This is a genomic window from Paenarthrobacter sp. NPDC092416 (genome assembly GCF_044755025.1).
Classification (GTDB): Bacteria; Actinomycetota; Actinomycetes; order Actinomycetales; family Micrococcaceae; genus Arthrobacter.
This window is the reverse complement of the sequence record NZ_JBIVQG010000002.1, coordinates 73406-90931: the sequence shown is the minus strand read 5'-3', so window position 1 is coordinate 90931 and position 17526 is coordinate 73406. Positions and strand designations below refer to the sequence as shown.

14 protein-coding genes and 1 riboswitch are annotated in these 17526 nt (G+C 63.5%); of the genes, 9 read left to right on the top strand and 5 right to left on the bottom strand.

All coding sequences use genetic code 11. The features are described 5' to 3' along the window. Positions 1 to 132 precede the first annotated feature (132 nt). Both ACIQC5_RS04660 and ACIQC5_RS04655 read left to right on the top strand, forming a co-directional pair. Positions 133 to 2106 carry an amino acid transporter gene (locus ACIQC5_RS04660; protein WP_400278838.1) on the top strand — a complete coding sequence of 658 codons (1974 nt, stop codon included), beginning with the start codon at positions 133 to 135 and terminating at the stop codon, positions 2104 to 2106. 281 nt (positions 2107 to 2387) lie between these two features. Next, a complete protein-coding gene (locus ACIQC5_RS04655; RefSeq protein ID WP_400278837.1) occupies positions 2388 to 3221 on the top strand; it encodes a DUF559 domain-containing protein in 834 nt (277 codons plus the stop codon). A 113-nt stretch (positions 3222 to 3334) separates the two neighbouring features. On the opposite strand, the gene ACIQC5_RS04650 is transcribed toward ACIQC5_RS04655, so the two are convergent. After that, positions 3335 to 3910: a helix-turn-helix domain-containing protein gene (locus ACIQC5_RS04650; RefSeq protein ID WP_018777077.1), complete on the bottom strand. Its 576-nt coding sequence runs from the start codon at positions 3908 to 3910 to the stop codon at positions 3335 to 3337. A gap of 268 nt (positions 3911 to 4178) precedes the next feature. On the opposite strand from ACIQC5_RS04650, the gene ACIQC5_RS04645 reads away from it, so the two are divergent. Both ACIQC5_RS04645 and ACIQC5_RS04640 read left to right on the top strand, forming a co-directional pair. Beyond that, complete coding sequence (locus tag ACIQC5_RS04645; protein ID WP_400278835.1) at positions 4179 to 5720, top strand: sodium:solute symporter; 1542 nt, start codon at positions 4179 to 4181, stop codon at positions 5718 to 5720. Between the two features lie 225 nt (positions 5721 to 5945). Further along, positions 5946 to 6065, top strand: a riboswitch (SAM riboswitch). A 15-nt stretch (positions 6066 to 6080) separates the two neighbouring features. After that, the gene (locus ACIQC5_RS04640) at positions 6081 to 6443 is read left to right on the top strand and encodes a hypothetical protein (RefSeq protein ID WP_400278833.1); all 363 of its coding nucleotides are present in this window, start codon (positions 6081 to 6083) and stop codon (positions 6441 to 6443) included. Here ACIQC5_RS04640 and ACIQC5_RS04635 read toward each other — a convergent pair. Then, positions 6440 to 6631, bottom strand: coding sequence for a hypothetical protein (locus ACIQC5_RS04635; protein WP_400278832.1), 192 nt, complete (start codon positions 6629 to 6631; stop codon positions 6440 to 6442). The genes ACIQC5_RS04640 and ACIQC5_RS04635 overlap by 4 nt on opposite strands. A 266-nt stretch (positions 6632 to 6897) precedes the next feature. On the opposite strand from ACIQC5_RS04635, the gene ACIQC5_RS04630 reads away from it, so the two are divergent. From ACIQC5_RS04630 to ACIQC5_RS04620, 3 genes are all read left to right on the top strand, one after another. Further along, positions 6898 to 8049, top strand: a complete 1152-nt coding sequence (locus ACIQC5_RS04630) for a VIT1/CCC1 family protein (protein WP_400278830.1) — start codon at positions 6898 to 6900, stop codon at positions 8047 to 8049. 85 nt (positions 8050 to 8134) lie between these two features. Further along, positions 8135 to 9037, top strand: a complete 903-nt coding sequence (locus tag ACIQC5_RS04625) for a matrixin family metalloprotease (RefSeq protein WP_400278828.1) — start codon at positions 8135 to 8137, stop codon at positions 9035 to 9037. A gap of 102 nt (positions 9038 to 9139) precedes the next feature. Continuing rightward, entirely contained in the window at positions 9140 to 10072 is a 933-nt protein-coding gene (locus ACIQC5_RS04620) for a matrixin family metalloprotease (RefSeq protein WP_400278826.1), read from the top strand. On the opposite strand, the gene ACIQC5_RS04615 is transcribed toward ACIQC5_RS04620, so the two are convergent. Beyond that, entirely contained in the window at positions 10069 to 11214 is a 1146-nt protein-coding gene (locus ACIQC5_RS04615; protein WP_400278825.1) for an LOG family protein, read from the bottom strand. The two genes, ACIQC5_RS04620 and ACIQC5_RS04615, sit on opposite strands and share 4 nt — an antisense overlap. 84 nt (positions 11215 to 11298) lie before the next feature. Here ACIQC5_RS04615 and ACIQC5_RS04610 point away from each other — a divergent pair, with 84 nt between their 5' ends. Together ACIQC5_RS04610 and ACIQC5_RS04605 are read left to right on the top strand one after the other, a co-directional pair. Continuing rightward, the gene (locus tag ACIQC5_RS04610) at positions 11299 to 12099 is read left to right on the top strand and encodes a gamma-glutamyl-gamma-aminobutyrate hydrolase family protein (protein WP_400278823.1); all 801 of its coding nucleotides are present in this window, start codon (positions 11299 to 11301) and stop codon (positions 12097 to 12099) included. Positions 12100 to 12219: 120 nt separating this feature from the next. Beyond that, positions 12220 to 15117 carry a chitobiase/beta-hexosaminidase C-terminal domain-containing protein gene (locus ACIQC5_RS04605; RefSeq protein ID WP_400278821.1) on the top strand — a complete coding sequence of 966 codons (2898 nt, stop codon included), beginning with the start codon at positions 12220 to 12222 and terminating at the stop codon, positions 15115 to 15117. 369 nt (positions 15118 to 15486) lie between these two features. On the opposite strand, the gene ACIQC5_RS04600 is transcribed toward ACIQC5_RS04605, so the two are convergent. Both ACIQC5_RS04600 and ACIQC5_RS04595 read right to left on the bottom strand, forming a co-directional pair. Then, positions 15487 to 16509 carry a Gfo/Idh/MocA family oxidoreductase gene (locus ACIQC5_RS04600; protein WP_400278819.1) on the bottom strand — a complete coding sequence of 341 codons (1023 nt, stop codon included), beginning with the start codon at positions 16507 to 16509 and terminating at the stop codon, positions 15487 to 15489. 88 nt (positions 16510 to 16597) lie between these two features. Beyond that, a complete protein-coding gene (locus tag ACIQC5_RS04595) occupies positions 16598 to 17524 on the bottom strand; it encodes an ATP-binding cassette domain-containing protein (RefSeq protein WP_400278817.1) in 927 nt (308 codons plus the stop codon). Positions 17525 to 17526 lie beyond the last annotated feature (2 nt).

The following is a 17526-nucleotide window of genomic DNA, read 5'->3' as shown; positions in this document are numbered from 1 at the left end:
GAGATTTCGTTGTTGGATGCCTGAGATGCCGGTCACATACGGCGTAAAGATTCCATAAAAACCGGGGCCCCCGCGGCGAGCGCGGCCATACGCTCCTTGCGTAAGCAGCAACCGGCTGCGCGAAAGGACCCCGTGACTACCCTGACCAGGCCTCCGGCCGACCCGGCCGACCGGCGAAAGAAATCCTTCCACCTCAAAGCATGGCTACTGGAAGGAATGCCGGAAACCTCAGGCAAGCGGCAGGGTCCACACGGCCGCCCCTCAGACGCCCACAAGCCGCAAGCTTGGTGGAAAGTCATGTGCCTCACCGGCCTGGACTACTTCTCCACCCTCGGATACCAGCCCGCCATCGCGGCATTGGCGGCAGGCTTGCTGTCCCCTTTGGCCACTTTGCTCCTGGTCGTCGTCACTCTCGCCGGCGCTTTGCCGGTCTATCGACGCGTGGCGAAGGAAAGCCCACGCGGCGAAGGCTCCATCGCCATGCTGGAGCGGCTGCTTCCACGCTGGGGCGGCAAACTCTTCGTTCTGGCCCTTTTGGGATTCGCTGCCACCGACTTCATGATCACCATTACGCTCTCCGCAGCCGACGCCACGGCCCACCTGATCGAGAACCCTTTCGCTCCCCACTTCCTGGAGGGGCAGCAGGTGGTCATCACGCTGGCACTGGTCGCCGGGCTCGGTGTCGTCTTCCTTCGGGGGTTCAAGGAAGCCATCAACGTTGCCGTCGTCCTGGTGGCAGCCTTCCTGGCATTGAACCTGGTGGTCGTGCTGGTTTCCATGGGTCACCTTTTCACAGAGGCCAACGTCATTTCGGATTGGTGGACGGCCCTCACCACCTCCCACGGTGATCCCATCCTCATGATCGCGCTCGCGCTTCTGGTATTCCCGCGCCTGGCACTTGGCCTGTCCGGCTTCGAGACCGGCGTTGCAGTGATGCCCCAGATCAAGGGCCACGCTTCCGACACCGAAGCGAATCCTGCCGGCCGGATCAAGGGTGCTCACAAGCTCCTGACCACCGCTGCCATCATCATGAGCTCGTTCCTGATCACCTCGAGCTTCACCACGGTCATGCTCATTCCCGCTGCGGAGTTCGAGTCCGGAGGCAAGGCCGAGGGCCGCGCACTCGCCTACCTTGCCCACAAGTTCCTGGGCGACGGATTCGGCACGGTCTATGACATCAGCACCATCGCCATCCTTTGGTTTGCCGGGGCCTCGGCCATGGCCGGCCTGCTCAACCTCGTCCCCCGGTACCTGCCCCGCTACGGCATGGCCCCGGCATGGGCACGGGCATTGCGTCCCCTGGTCCTGGTCTTCACCGTCATTGCCTTCGCCGTCACCATCATCTTCCAGGCCGACGTCAACGCCCAGGGTGGTGCCTACGCAACCGGCGTGCTCGTGCTCATCACATCCGCGTCCATTGCTGTCACACTGTCCGCACGGCGAAAGAAGCAACGCGCGCAGTTCATCGGATTCGGACTGGTGTCCCTCGTCTTCATTTACACCACGGTGGTCAACTCGATCGAGCGCCCCGACGGCCTGAAGATCGCGGCACTGTTCATCCTGGGCATCATGGTGGTCAGCTTCATCTCCCGCATGCGGCGTGCGTTCGAGCTCCGCGCCACCCACATCAAGATGGATGAACGGGCCCTCGAGTTCACTGCGGACAAGGTTGAAGGCCCAGTCAGGATCATCGCCCATGAGCCCAAGCGCCTGAGCGCCGGCCGATACCGGGAGAAGCTCCAGCATGCGCAGCAAGCCAACCACTTGCCGGTGGACTGCGACGCAGTATTCATCGAGATCATCGTGGACGACAGCTCAGACTTCGAGCAGGAACTCCAGGTAGTGGGCAAGGAGCGGCACGGCTTCAAGATCCTGGAAGTGCACAGCAACAACGTGCCCAACACCTTGGCCGCAGTACTCCTTCACATCCGCGATGTCACGGGCCTTATGCCCCACATCTACTTCCGCTGGACAGAGGGCAACCCGATCGCGAACCTCAGCAAGTTCCTGTTCTTCGGCGAGGGCGAGATCGCACCGGTCACGCGGGAGGTCCTGCGCGAGGCAGAGCCGGACATCACGCGGCGCCCGTGGGTCCACGTGGGGTAGCTCCCGGCGTTCCCTCCCAGCTGGTGCCGCTCCCTCCCAGCTGGTGCCGCTCCCTCCCAGCTGGTGCCGCTCCCTCCCAGCTGGTGCCGCTCCCTCCCAGCTGGTGCCGCTCCCTCCCACTTAGTGACCACGGCACCAACGCCGGCCCCCGGAATCCCGGGGCCGGCGGTGCTGCGCAGCCCTCCAAACGTGGAGCAACTGGGAAGGAGCGGCGGAGCCAGTTACCCACATACGGCAAGTTGCGCGTTCCTGCCGCCGCCCAAAACCGGTGGACTTGCCGAATGGACGCACTCCAATACCTTCAAAAAGTGGGCGGGGTAGCCCGGACCGGGCAACTGCTGGACGCAGGATACTCGCGATCAGACGTAGCCAACTTAAGATCCCAGGGAGTTATCCAGCCGCGCCGAGGTGTCTTCTTGGTCCGGGATCACAAAAAGGAACTCGCCGCAGCCATCCGCCATAACGCCCGTGTTTCCTGCGCCAGCGCGGCCGAGCACTATGGGCTTTGGCTAAGGGCCGCACCCAGCCACCATCATTTGGCATGCCGACACGGCAATGGCACCGGATTCGTGAGGCACAGAACCGTCCGGTTTGATCCTCACCCCACACTGCCTGTAGCAGCAGTGGAGGACGTGGTGCTGCATGCCATGGTGTGCCTCGAGCCGCCCGCTGCGGCAGCAATGGCCATATCCGCCATCCGACTGCACGGCGTGCCGCTCGGATTGCTGAAGGATCAACTGGCTGCGGACAAGTCGCGGCCCGTCCTGACGGCACTGCGGGAGTTGGATCTTCGCGCGGAGTCAATCGTGGAAGTGGACGCGCAGCACCTGTTTCGCACCAACGGCATCGCATTCGACGCACAGGTATCCATCCCGGGGATCGGCCGTGTGGACATCCTCATTGAAGGTTTTCTGATCATTGAAGTGGATGGCTTCGCGTTCCACTCAAGCCGTAAGGCCCTGCGCAACGATCTGGCGCGCAACAACACAGCCACAGTCAAGGGCTTTTCAGTGCTGCGCTACCCTCCTGAGGTCATTTGGTACGAACCGGACCGCGTAATCGCTGAAGTTCGGGCAGTTCTGCAGCAACGGGCTGCTACGTTCCTCCCCAGTTAGTCCAGAGTTCGCCGCCCCCAAGCCCCGGAATTCCAAGGCTCGCCCCTTCGCAGGGCGCACAAATCGGGAGGCAACTGGGAAGGAGCGCGCCCCCGAGCAAGGGAAGTAGCAGGCTACCGACTCGCCGCAGGCACCAGCACCCAGAGCACCTCGACGGTTTCATCCGTGGGGTTGATCCAGGTGTGGGGTTCGCGGCCCGGGAAGGAGAGGGTGTCCCCTTCTTCAAGGTCGTACTCTTCGTTGGTGAGGATCAGCTTGATGCGGCCCTTGACCACATGCAGGACATCGACGTCGCAATCCACGGCATAGAGTTCGTTCTCACCCCGGCCCCGCGGCTCGATCGTCGCCTGCAGAATCTGGAGGCGCCGCTCGGAGCGCGCAGTGAGGAGCCGCTCCACGATCCCTTGGCCCCCCAGGGAAATGCGAGGACCGTCGTCGCGCCGTGTGAGGTGTGTTTCCGGAGCGGCAAACAAGTCGCCCACGGACACGGACAGGACCTGGCACAGGGTAACGAGCGAGGCGACCGACGGCGACGTCAGATCGCGCTCAACCCTGCTCAGGAAGCCCTTGGTCAGTCCGGTGGCATCGGCCACTTGTTCGATGGTGAGGCGCTGCGCCTGGCGGGCTGCGCGGATTCTGGAACCAATGGCAACGGGGACATTGCTTGGTTCAACGGGGAGAGCCTTCATTCACGAACCTTTCAGGCCGTTCTTGCGGCCCTGTCATTGCAGCAATACTAGCGGGATCACGGCCCAGGAGAGCCAGAACCAGCGGAACCATGACCAAAGCATCTTGACTGTTACTCCGATCACAACATATCCTCATAGGCAACAAGTGTTGTCTGTGAGGCACACAACACACATCCCCATCTCCCATCATCAGCACGGAGACTTCGGCGCTTCGCAGGAGTATCGTCGAAAACCCCAACCTTCGTGCATCAGCTCCAAGGAGCCACTCATGGACTCTTCGTTCATAAACATCGCCATTGTGGTGGTGTACCTGCTTGCCATGCTGGCGTTCGGCTGGTGGGGCAAGTCCCGCACCAAGAACAACAGCGACTTCCTGGTAGCCGGCCGCCGCCTGGGACCTTTCCTCTACACCGGCACCATGGCCGCCGTCGTCCTGGGTGGAGCATCCACCGTCGGCGGCGTCGGCTTGGGCTATAAGTTCGGCATTTCCGGTATGTGGCTCGTTGTCGCAATCGGCGCCGGCGTCCTGCTCTTGAGCTTGCTCTTCGCGGGCACCATCCAGCGCCTCAAGATCTACACGGTCTCCCAGATGCTGAGCCTCCGCTACGGCAGCAAAGCCACGCAGACCTCCGGAATCGTGATGCTGGCGTACACCCTTATGCTCTGCGCGACCTCCACCGGTGCATACGCCACCATCTTCGTCGTCCTCTTCGACTGGGAACGCTGGCTGGCTATCGCCGTAGGCGGTGCAATCGTGCTTGTTTACTCGACCATCGGCGGCATGTGGTCCATCACCCTGGCCGACCAGGTCCAGTTCATCATCAAGACCGTTGGCATCTTCTTCCTCATGCTCCCGTTCGTCCTGAATGCAGCGGGCGGACTCGACGGAATCCGTGAGCGCGTCGAGGCAAGCTTCTTCCAGATCGACGGCATCGGTATCCAGACGATCATCACGTACTTCGTGGTCTACACGCTCGGACTCCTGATCGGCCAAGACATCTGGCAGCGCGTCTTCACGGCGAAGACTGCCAAGGTTGCCCGCTGGGGCGGCGCCACTGCCGGCGTTTACTGCATTCTTTACGGTGTTGCCGGCGCTTTGATCGGCTTGGCCGCCCGCGTAGCCCTCCCGGACATCGACGTTGCCAACCTTGGCAAGGACGTGGTGTACGCCGAGGTTGCAACGCACATCCTGCCTGTCGGCATCGGCGGCCTCGTGATGGCTGCGGCTGTTGCGGCCATGATGTCCACCGCTTCCGGCGCCCTGATTGCCGCAGCAACGGTGGCCCGTGCTGACGTTGTTCCGTTCGTTGCCAGCTGGTTTGGCAAGATCATCAACACAGATGACACGGAAAACCCCGAGCACGACGTCAAGGCAAACCGCTACTGGGTTCTTGGCCTCGGCATCGTTGCTGTCCTGATCTCCATGGCTGCGCAGGATGTGGTGGTTGCGCTCACCATCGCCTACGACATCCTGGTAGGTGGCCTCCTGGTTGCGATTCTGGGCGGCCTCGTCTGGAAGCGCGGAACCGGCATCGCCGCTGCGTGGTCAATGGCAATCGGCTCGGTGCTGACGCTGTCCCTGCTGATCCTGTTCGCCACCGGAGTCATTCCGAGCGTTGACGGCGTCTACGCCAACGAACCGATCTACTACGGCCTGTTGGCGTCGTTCGTGGCCTACGTCGTGATCTCGCTCGCCACGCCGCCCACCGATCCTGCGGTCCGCGCCGCTTGGGACAAGCGCGTTGCCGGAGCGGTCTCGGACGAGCTACCGCTTGAGGCTCACCCGGTCAGCAGCCACACTCCCAACTAACCGGGACAGCTGCAGCCAAAGACAAAACAATAAGCAGTTCACGACGGCGGTGCCGCCCCTTTCCGGGGCAGCGCCGCCGTTGTGCTGTGCCCGGCGGAGTCCGGGAACGTTCGTTGTGAGGCCCGCTTTGCGCGCTTGATCGCGCATTTGGGGCGCAGAGCGGGCCCCGCAACAAAGGACTTTGGGGGTCCCGCCGTGTGGACGCATCCGGTAGTGTGGTGCCTGCTTCAAGAGAGGTGGCGCCAAGCTCCGACTGGCCACACACCAACCCCATGTTCACGGGTGGTTCGGATGAGGAAGCGGCCCGCCCCGGACCAGAGACAACCGAGCGGGCAAGAGCACTCCCCCAAGGAGCATTCCTTGCCGTACCAAGCCGTCATCCCAGCCGGACCACGCAGCGCCACGAGCAGCGCCACAACGCACAGCGGTACAGCAACCACCCCAAGCCCAACGTCCGCGCACCCAATCCGGGTGATTCCCGGCGTCGACGTCGTCCTGGGAACCGTCACTCTGATGGTGGGTGGCGGCCTCGTTCGTTACCGGCACCCCGAAGCACGGCTGATAGCCAGGGCCCTGGCGCAAGCTGTGCGCCCCACCCGTTGGTGTCAGTCAACGCTGACGCTGACCGTGACGGTTGCCGCCGTCGGGAAATCCGCAGGTATTGAGCGTCACTTCGGGTTCAGCCATCCGGAGGGCCCAAAGGATCACAGCGAAACGGCCTAGATTTCCTCGTCGTCCTGGCGGAATTCCTCGGCTTCGTCGAGCGGGACCACGCGCTCGTCATCGTCCGGGACGTCGATTTCGTCTACCCATGCTTCGTCGACTTCCTGATCCTCGCTGTAGTCGTACGCGGGGTCCGACTCGATGGTTGCCCGCGCCGGGTGGTTGGCGTGTGATTCGGTGGTGTCCATGCTGCAACCTCCGTCTCGTGGGCCCGAAAGCAGCCCGCTGACCAATTGCGGGGAGGCCCCCCGCCCCTGTCTATCCATCTGAGCACTGGCAATCCGAGGGGTCAAGACAGCGCTCAAAACGCGGGTGCGAGGGGCGTCGCACCCGCCGGAATTTACGGTGCACCGAACATTCCGGATAAGGAATACCAGCCAAAAATCCGCGCCAATAAGCGGTACAGTGGGCGTGCAATGGGGCCGCAACTACCCCACCCAGCACAGGAGAGAAAGTGCAGAAGCACCAGGAATCCCACCGTCCGTCGAGCCCCGCTCCGGACACCATTCCGTCAACGCAAGCTGCAGCGCCGTCGTCCGCGGACATCAAGCGCTGGCGGCAATACCTGGCCGATGAACGAGCCGAAGCTGCCGTCTACCGTGAACTCGCCCAGCGTCGCGATGGCGAGGAACGGCAGATCCTGCTGGCTCTCGCAGAAGCCGAAGGCCGGCACGAGGCCCACTGGCTCAAACTGCTCGGGGAGCACGCCGGGATGCCCAAGGCAGCCTCTGGCCGAAGCCAGCTGCTGGGTTTTTTTGCGCGCCATTTTGGATCCGTTTTTGTTCTGGCCCTGGCCCAACGCGCAGAAGGCCGCTCCCCCTACAGCACCGACCCTGCAGCAACCCCGGCCATGGCTGCCGACGAGCAAATCCACGAGGAAGTAGTCCGCGGGCTGGCAACGCGCGGACGCAACAGGTTGTCCGGCACTTTCCGGGCAGCGGTTTTTGGCGCTAACGATGGCCTGGTGAGCAACCTGTCGCTCGTCATGGGCATGGCCGCCACCGGAGTGCCCAGCCCTGTAGTGCTCATGAGTGGCGTGGCCGGTTTGCTGGCCGGTGCGCTGTCCATGGGCGCCGGCGAATATGTCTCAGTCCGTTCGCAGCGGGAACTGCTTAACGCCACGCTGCCCACGCAGGCAACGCTCACGGCGGCACCATCCCTGGATATAGAACACAACGAGTTGGTCCTGGTGTACCTCGCCCGCGGCATGACCCGCGAAGCCGCCGAACACCGCGCCGCTGAACGCATGGGTTTGTTCAGCTGCGACTGCGATCCCAGCCTCTCTTTCCACCCCGAAGAAGAGGAAACCGCCGACGAACACGAGAGTGTGGGCTCCGCGTGGGGCGCCGCCATGTCGAGCTTCTGCTTCTTCGCGTCCGGCGCGATCGTGCCCATTCTCCCGTTCATCTTCGGCATGACGGGGTTCGCCGCTTTGGTAGTAGCCGGCGCCCTGGTGGGCGTCGCGCTCCTGGCGACTGGCGCCGTCGTCGGGCTGCTGTCCGGAACCTCGCCGCTGAGCCGCGGGCTGCGCCAACTGGCCATCGGCCTCGGCGCGGCCGCAGCAACCTACGGGCTCGGGCTCGCCTTTGGCGCAGTGATCGTGTAGCCCGGATCCTGCCGGGTTTGGTCCGTCCTGTCCGCTGCCCGTAATGTTGGCTCGTTCCTCAGCGCACTCAGCGTGGACAGGCGCGATGAAGGGAAGACCAGTGGACTCGGACAGCCAGGACCGGACGCAGCCGCGACCGGCGGGATCAGCGGCACGCGTTGTCCGTGGCGTCCTGATGGCCGTCGCTGCCGCTGTCGGCGCCGTTGTGGTGAGCGGATTCCTCCACGGCGATCCCCGCATCACATCACTGATTCCCGGCGCCACCCAGGCCGCCAAGCCTCAAACCGAGGCAGGCAAAACGGTCCCCCAGCGCGCGCTCAATGCTCCTCCTCCCGGATTCGAGGAAGCCGACGCTCCGCTGGCCAAGCCCTTGCCGCCAGCCACCATCAACGAGTCCTACAAGTTCCTGGCAGTCAACGACGACGGCACTCCGGTGGGCTATTCGCCGTGCCGCCCGCTGCATTACGTTGTAAACGCCGCGGCCGCTCCCGAGGGAACCGATGCCTTGGTCACCGCAGCCATCGCGAACATCTCCGAGGCCTCCGGCATCCAGTTCGTCAATGACGGCACCACGGATGAGCTTCCTGCCGAGAAACGCGAAGCCTACCAACCAGCCAAGTATGGGGACCGGTGGGCGCCGCTGCTGATCTCCTGGACCAGCCCGGAGGTTGTTCCGCCCTTGGCCGACGAGGTGATCGGCACTGGCGGGAGCACCATGTATTCGCTCAACAACGGCCCCAAAAGCTACATCAGCGGCAGCCTTCAGCTCGACTCGCCGCAGGTAGCCGAGCTGCTCGCAGAGCCCGGCGGCGCGGACTACGTTCTGGCCGTCATCCAGCACGAACTGGGCCACGTCATGGGTTTGGACCACGTGGACGATCCAGTCCAGCTCATGTATCCGGAGATCGGCGCTCCGGACGGCTTGGCCGCAGGCGACCTCACCGGCCTGCACTTGCTCGCCACCTCGCCGTGCCGCAAGGACATCTGACAAGTTCGTCATGGACTCCCGCGGCCGTCGGTTCTATGCTGACGGAAACGGCCGACGGCGGCACCCCACTGTCCGGTTCGGGCCGCCGCGTCAGGGGGTTCCATGGAACCTTATGGGTCGCCACAATGGCCGGACCCCTATCCCCCTCCGCCCAACTCGCCGCCGCACGAACCCACGCCGCCGCACCAGCACGCACCGACGCCGCCCATCAAGCACAGCAGCGTCGCGGCCATCCTGTTCTTGTTCACTATCCTCGGCTTGGTATGCGCCGGCGCCTACTTCAGCGGTGACTTGCAACAGCTTCTGTCAGGCTCCGCCACGCAAAGCCACGCACCCCGCCCGGGGTTGGTGCCGTTCGGCCAACGCGAGGATCCGTTGCCCGGGCTGGAAGAAGCCGACGCTCCGCTCGGCACCCCGCCGCCCTTGGACCGGACCAGCACGGCCTACAAGTTCCTCGCGTTGAAAGCCGACGGCACTCCGTTGGCCTACTCCCCGTGCAGACCCATCCACTATGTGGTCAACAGCGAGCTCGCACCGGACTCCTGGCAGCCTTTGGTGGAGGAAGCCATTCAGCAGGCCAGCTGGGCTACTGGACTCCGGTTCATCTACGACGGCCGCACCACCGAGGTACCTTCCACCAGCAGGAACGGCTATCAACCCGAGAGGTACGGGGACCGCTGGGCGCCCGTGCTCATAGCCTGGACCACCCCCGAGCAAGTGCCCCGCCTCACCGGCCAAACCGTGGGATTGGGCGGGAGTTCGTCCATCGGCCTGAGCAACGGCTACAAGGCGTACGTGACCGGCACAGTGTCGCTGGATGCGCCCCAATTCGCGGGGATCGTTGACACACCAAGGGGCCAGGAGATCGGCGTGGCAGTGATCATGCACGAGCTTGGCCATCTGCTGGGCTTGGACCACGTGGATGATCCACGTCAGCTCATGTATGACCAGGCATCATGGGTGCGCGAATACGCCGCCGGCGACCGGACGGGTCTGGCCCAACTGGGCATGGGCCCTTGCAGCAAAGACTTTTAGCGGCTCACGATCTCCAACGCCTCATCCACGGTGTCCACCAGGAAGATCCGGGTGGCCATGGGTTTGCCCTTCGCCAGGCTTTGGAGCATGGGCCACACAGGGTACGTCCGTTCCCAATGTTTCCGCCCCACCAGGACCATGGGAGTGATGGTCTCCGGCGCTCCGTAGTAGTTCTCGCACGCGTCCTGAAAGATCTCTTGAACGGTCCCTGCAGCCCCGGGAAGGAACACGATCCCGCCGTTGCAGAGCTCCAGGAGAATCGCCTCCCGGACCGCGTTGGCGAAGTATTTGGCGATGTGGGTGGCGAACAGGTTGGGCGGCTCGTGACCATAGAACCATGTGGGAATGCCCAGTGACGCGGTGCCCACCGGATAACGCTCGACGGCGGCGGCCGCCTGGCGCGCCCATGCCGTCACGGACGGGCGGAACCCCGGTACGACGGCGAGCGCCTGCAGCGCGTCTGCGGAGTCGGCGTCGGGCAGTCCACTGAGGTAGGCGCCCATGTTGGCCGCTTCCATGGCGCCGGGACCACCACCGGTGGCTACTGTGAACCCGGCTTGTGCCAGAAGCCTCCCCAAGCGGGCGGCGTCAGCGAATTCCGTGGTTCCGCGCTGGGCAGCATGCCCGCCCATGACACCCACCAGCTTTGTTCCCGCGAATTCGCCTGCATCCAGAAGCTCATCCAGGGTGTCGCCAATGGCATGGTCGTGCAGTGCTGCGGCCAGGGTGGCATCAAGGCTGCTTCGTTGGCCGGGGAGGATGCTCCACTGATAGACCTGTGCATCCAACGTGGCCTCGTACTCTGTGGAGGAGATGTCCTGGTCTTTGGCGGTATACAGTTCTTTGGCCGTGTAGAGGCTGCCGCGGTACGGGTTGAACGGAACTCCGCGCAACTTGGGAAAGATGAGCGCGCCGCGAGCCCGCAGGCTGTCCTCCACGCCGTCGTCGAACGTACATCCAAGGAAGATCGCACCTTGCGGGTCCAGCGCCTTGAGGTCCCGGGAGCGTCCGCGCAGGTCCAGCGACTGTGCATGCCAGCCGTGCATCGATCCCGCGCCGGCTCCCACGAGCCGATCAAAATGGACCACACTCTCCACGTCGAGGGTCCGCGGGCTGGGGTTCAAGGCGCCGGAGGGAGTCATGGTTTCAGCGTAATGGTGGGACAAGCTCAGCGGACTCGTGGATACCGTTTGTGTGTGGAGCCCGGGTTCGGTGCAAGATGAAGGATGCAGAGTTCAGAAGCCACCCCTGACGCCCGTCCGCGCATCGGCGTTCCTGTCCGTCTCAGCAGTTCGGACAACCCGGATGCCCGTGTGGGAGAGGCCAACGAACTCTTCACATACATCGTGGACCTCCTCCGCCTGGCGGGGGCTGATCCGGTCCTGCTGACACCGGTTTCTGCCGACAGCGCTGGTCGTCTCGCCGCGGAAATGAAGCGGCTCGACGGCGTGCTGCTGCCGGGCGGCGGCGACATTGAACCGCGCCTCTACGGGCAGGATCCGCTGGATTCCCTGTACGACGTCAACCCCGATCAGGACCATCTGGACATGGATGTAGCACGCGCAACGCTCGACGCCGGGCTGCCGCTGCTCGGTGTCTGCCGGGGTCACCAACTCCTGAACGTGCTCTATGGCGGGACCTTGATCCAGGACATGTCACCGTCAGCCGTGACTCATAACGGGCTGAGCCCAAGCGACCCTTCTGCGAGTGAATGGGCTTGGCACGACGTCGTGCTTTCTCCCGGGTCCAAGGCCGCTGCGCTCTATGGCGCACCGAACGGGACCACCATCAAGATCGCTTCCGGCCACCACCAAGCGGTGGACACCGTGGGCGACGGCCTCGTCGTTACAGCAATAGCCGACGACGGCACGGTGGAGGCCTTGGAAGACCCCTCCCGCTGGGCTGCCTCGGTGCAGTGGCATCCCGAGGCGAATCAACTCCCTGACGCCGAGCGGATTGCGCCGTTCAAGGCGTTCGTGGACGTCTGCCGGGCCTCTATGCACCACCGTCCGGGAGGTGTATCGTAACTCGCACCGCATCGCGTTCAGCCGGCTGAAGCGATTACGGCGCATAACTCCATTCGAATAACGTCCCTCTTGGGCGTTGTAAGTTTGCCGGCTGGGGGGCCCAACATCTGCTCGAGGAGCATGGTTGTGGACCGTCCAAAGTACTTCCGCCGCATCATTTCTCTTTTGTTGGGCTCGTCGCTGGTCACCACCGGTTTGGTGTTCGCAGCGGCTGCCCCGGCGGCAGCTGCGGTTCCCCCTTGCGCCGGGACGGGAGGCGCCCTTCAGATCGTGGCACACACCGATGACGACCTGCTCTTCCTCAGCCCCGACTTCATGAGGGACATCCAAGCCCAACGTTGCGTCCAAACCGTGTTTACCACCGCCGGCGAGGCCGGAGAGGGCGCCACGTACTGGCGGAGCCTGGAGTCCGGGATTCAGGCGAGCTACGCCAAAATGGCCGGCGTCGCCAATAGCTGGACTACCTCCGATGCGGGCGTGCCGAACAGGCCCATGACCATGCGCACGCTGACCGGAGCCCCCAATATCTCGGTGGTGTACATGCGACTCCCCGATGGCTTCCCCAACGGGGACGGCAGCGCCGCCTACAACGACCAGAGCATCCTTAAGCTCTGGGATGGCAGGCTGGGCTCGATCAGGCCCGTGGATAACGCCGCCACGTTCACCAAGTCGCAGTTCCAGACCGCGTTGAACCGTTTGGTGGCCAACTTCCAGCCCACCACTTTCCGCACGCAGGACTGGACAGGCAACTTCAACAGCCCGTATGACCACAGCGACCATTGGGCCACCGCGAAATTCGCCCAGTTGGCCACCAGGAGCTACACAGGCCCGCACACTTCATTGGCTTACGACGCCTACGTCATCGACGAATACCCGCAGAACGTGACCGGCGCCGAACTCACCGCCAAGGTGGACACCTTTGTTCGGTTCGCCGATTTCGACATGTACCTCTGCAGCAGCCCCGGCGAGGGCTGCCCTGATTCCCCCTACGACGAGTGGCTCAAACGCCAGTACATCACTGCCATCGAATGGGTTGGCAATGCCGCCAAGTCTGCCGGAACCACGGTGACTGCTTCGTCCCAGAAGGCGTCCGCGCAAAGCCCGGAGAAGGCCCGCGACGGTTACGCGTGGGGCGCCCCGATGGACGCAGCGCGGGAATGGGTAACCGCAGGCGAAAAGGCCGGCAGCTGGATTCAGTACAACTTCTCCCCCACACGGACCATCAATGCCGTGACGTTGAATGACCGGCCGCTCCTCACCGATCAGATCACCGGCGGCAACCTGCAATTCTCGGATGGCACTACGGTGCCTGTGCCTGCCCTGCCGAACAACGGCTCAGGACTCACCATCAACTTTCCCTCCAAGACAGTGAGCTCGGTCCGTCTCAACATCGCCTCCGTCAGCGCAGGCACCACCAATGCAGGTCTTGCAGAATTCGAGGCCTACCTGGGCGTGGACAACGTAGCTCCCGTAGTGACCGCAGCACCCCAAGGCGGAACCTACGCATCAGGCCAGCAGATCACCCTCACCGCGAACGAGACCGCGACGATTTACTACACCATCAACGGCAGCACTCCCACCACAACGAGCACCAAATACTCCACGCCGATCACCCTGAACGGTCCCCTCACGTTGAAGTACTTCGCCGTGGATACCGCCAATAACTCCTCCACGGTGGTCACCCAGACGTATTCCACGGGCCCTGACATCACCAAGCCTGTGGTGACGGCCAATCCCGAGGGCGGCGCGTACGCTCCGGGAACCACCATCACGCTCTCAGCCAATGAGCCCGCAAACATCTACTACACCACCGACGGCAGCACTCCCACGGCCACGGAATCTGCCACCAACATCAAGTACAACGCGGCCACCCCGATCGTGACAGGCAACGCCACCTTGGTGCTCAAGTACCTTGCGGTAGACACCGCGGGCAATGCCTCGGATGTCGGCACGCAAACGTACACGGTGCCGCCGGACACCACGGCTCCCGTGGTCACGGCCAATCCCACCGGACGCGCCCTGGCCAGCGGCTCCACCATTGCCCTATCGGCCAATGAGCCCGCGACGATCTACTACACGGTCGATGGCAGCACCCCCACAGCGACGGAATCCGCCACCAATTTCAAGTACAACGCGGCCACCCCGATCTCCATGGGTACCTCAACGCTTGTCCTGAAGTACCTCGCAGTGGACACCGCCGGCAACCCCTCCTCTGTGGGCACGCAAACCTACACCGTACCGGCCGCCGGTCCGCCGTCGTCCCATGACTACAACGGCGACGGACGCGCAGATGTCCTGGCGGCAGATACCGCCGGCAACCTCTATTTGTACCCGGGCAACGGAACTGGCGGACTCCTGACCCGGCAAATGGCATTGCCCGCGCCGGCATGGTCCACCATCACCGACACCATCACTCCCGGCGACTTCAACAGCGACGGCAAGCCGGACCTGCTGGCGCGCGGTGGCGACATCCTCTGGTTCTATCCGGGCGATGGAGCAGGAAGCTTCGGGTCCAGAAAGCAGGTCAGCACCGGCTGGTCCACCATGACCCAGCTTTTCTCGCCCGGCGACTTCAGTGGCGACGGCATTCCAGACTTCATGGGCCGCAGGAGCAACGGCGATTTGCGCCTCTACGAAGGCAATGGCGCAGGCGGGCAGCGAACGCCGTACACGGTTGGCTGGGGCTGGAACGTCATGAACTCGATCATCAGCACCGGCGACTTCACCGGCGACGGCAAAGGCGACGTCCTGGCACGGCAAAGTTCCAACGGCTCGCTATGGGTGTACCCCGGCAACGGTGCGGCCGGCTGGCTGCAGTGGACGCAGATCTCCACCGGTTGGGAAACCCGGACAGCCATAGCCGGTCCCCGGGACCTCGACGGGGATGGTAAAAACGATGTTGTGGCGCGCATCGGAGACACCCTTTGGCTCTACCCTGGTTCCGGGACCGGAGTGTTCCGCAGTGTGCCGCCCATAAGCCTCGGCACCGGTTGGCAAGGCATGAAAGTGATTGCCTGACCAGCCCCATGGACCTGGCGCGGGTCGGAGTTTTCCCCCAGACTCTTCCGGCCCGCGTCAGCTATGACTTCCCCGCCCCGGCCCCTTTCGGGCGATCCTCTCCCACATCCCACGCCCTTTCGGGCGATCCTCTCCCACATCCCACGGGTTTTTGGGCGATCCTCTCCCACATCCCACGGGTTTTTGGGCGATCCTCTCCCACATCCCACGGGTTTTTGGGCGATCCTCTTTCACGAGCAAATGCAGGCGCACGACGTCGGCACTCAACTTGAGTGCCGACGTCGCCCGCAGGACGTGAAAGAGCCTTCGGCCACAGGCCGCAGGACGTGAGAGAAGATCCGGGAAAAACCGTCGGGACGTGAAAGAGCGTCAGGCCAGCACCCGGACGGGGGCGCCCGTTTCGAGGGATTCCTGCGCTGCGTCAGCCACCTTGGAGGCTGCCACGGCGTCCTCGGGGGTGCACGGATTCTTCCGTTCGCCAAGGACCACCTGCACAAAGGCCGCCATCTCCGAGCGGTACGCCTGGTCGAACCGCTCGGCAAAGGTCGTGTGCGCGGAGCCGGAAGGGAACGCCACACCAGCTTCCGCGGACCTCACTGCCATCTGCTCGTCCATTCCCACCAGAATCGTGCGGGCCGAGCCCTGCAGTTCAAGCCGCACATCATGCCCGGCCCCGTTATAACGTGTGGCCGAGACCGTACCTACCGTGCCGTCGTCGAACGTCACCACCGCAAGGGCGGTATCGACGTCGCCAACCTCGCCGATTGCCGGGTCACCGTTATTGGAACCCTTGGCGTATACCTCCACGATTTCCTTGCCGGTCAGCCAGCGCAGGATGTCGAAGTCGTGTACGGAGCAGTCCCGGAAGAGACCGCCGGACGTGGCCAGGAACTCGACGGGCGGCGGAGTCATATCGCAGGTCACGGCGCGAACCGAGTGGATCCAGCCGAGTTCACCGGCGTCGTAAGCGCGTTTGGCTTCGATGTAGCCGGGGTCGAAACGGCGTTGATGGCCGATCTGGACGGTCCCGCCCTTTTCGCGGATGTACTCCACAACAGGCAGGGACTCGGCAACGTTCACAGCCACCGGCTTCTCGCAGAAGACCGGGATCCCGGCGTCCACGCCGGCGCGAATGAGGTCGGGGTGCGTCGTCGTTCCGGTGGCTATGACCAGACCATCGATCCCGGAGCCAATCATTGACTCCACAGAATGCAGGAACTCCGCGCCGAATTCTGCCGCGACAGACCGGGCATGATCCGCGGCCATATCGGTGAGCTTGAGCCGCACGTTGATTCCGTCGTGGTTCAGGACCTCATTGAGCGCTGCAATGTTCTTGGCGTGCATGATGCCAATACGGCCCACACCCACCAGACCCAGTGTCACTTCCTTCATGCTGATTCCTCTTTCCTCCTGTAAATCTTGGCTGAACAACGGAAGGACCCCGGCTGACTCAAACGGCCGGGGTCCATTCGCGGGACAGCTAGTGACGCTTGGTGCTGCTGTCCGGTGCTGCGTCAGCGACGCCAGCCACCTCCGCTTTGACCTCCGACAACGCTTCAGTGTGGCCGCCGAGTTGCTCCAGCTCGTGGGCCAATTCGGCCAATTCGGCGCCACCGGCCATCTGGGCGGTCAGTTCCTCGAGGGTGATGTCCTTCTTCTCGTAGTAACCGATCGACTTGCCCCGCTTGAGCAGCAGGAACCTGTCACCCACCGGGAAGGCATGGTGCGGGTTGTGGGTAATGAAGATGACGCCCAGGCCGCGGTCACGCGCTTGCAGGATGTAGCGGAGCACGACGCCGGACTGCTTGACACCCAGCGCCGCAGTGGGCTCGTCCAGGATCAGGACCTTCGCGCCGAAGTACACGGCACGGGCAATCGCGACACACTGGCGTTCACCGCCGGAGAGCTGGCCGATGGGCTGTTCGACATCGCGCAGGTCGATGCCCATCTCGGCAAGTTCCTTGAGCGTGATGTCCTTCATTTTCTGGACATCCATCCGCCGGAACGGCCCCACACCGGTGGTCAGTTCGGAGCCGAGGAAGAAGTTCCGCCAAATCGGCATGAGTGAAACGACGGCGAGGTCTTGGTACACAGCCGCGATACCGGCGTCGAGCGCTTCCCGAGGCGAACCGAGCTTGCGCTCCTCACCCATGATCTTGAAGGTGCCTTCGTCGTGCTGGTGGAGTCCGGCGATGATCTTGATCAACGTGGACTTACCTGCACCGTTATCGCCCAGGACGCAGGTGACACGGCCGTTGTCCACAGCCATGGTCACATCCCGCAAGGCGATGATGTTGCCGTAGTGCTTGCCAACTGCGTCGAGCGAGAGCAGGTGCACGGGCGTGTGCGTCAATGGGTCCTTTTCGTCTTTCAGCAAGGTCTGCTGATCGATCTGGTGTGCATTCATTG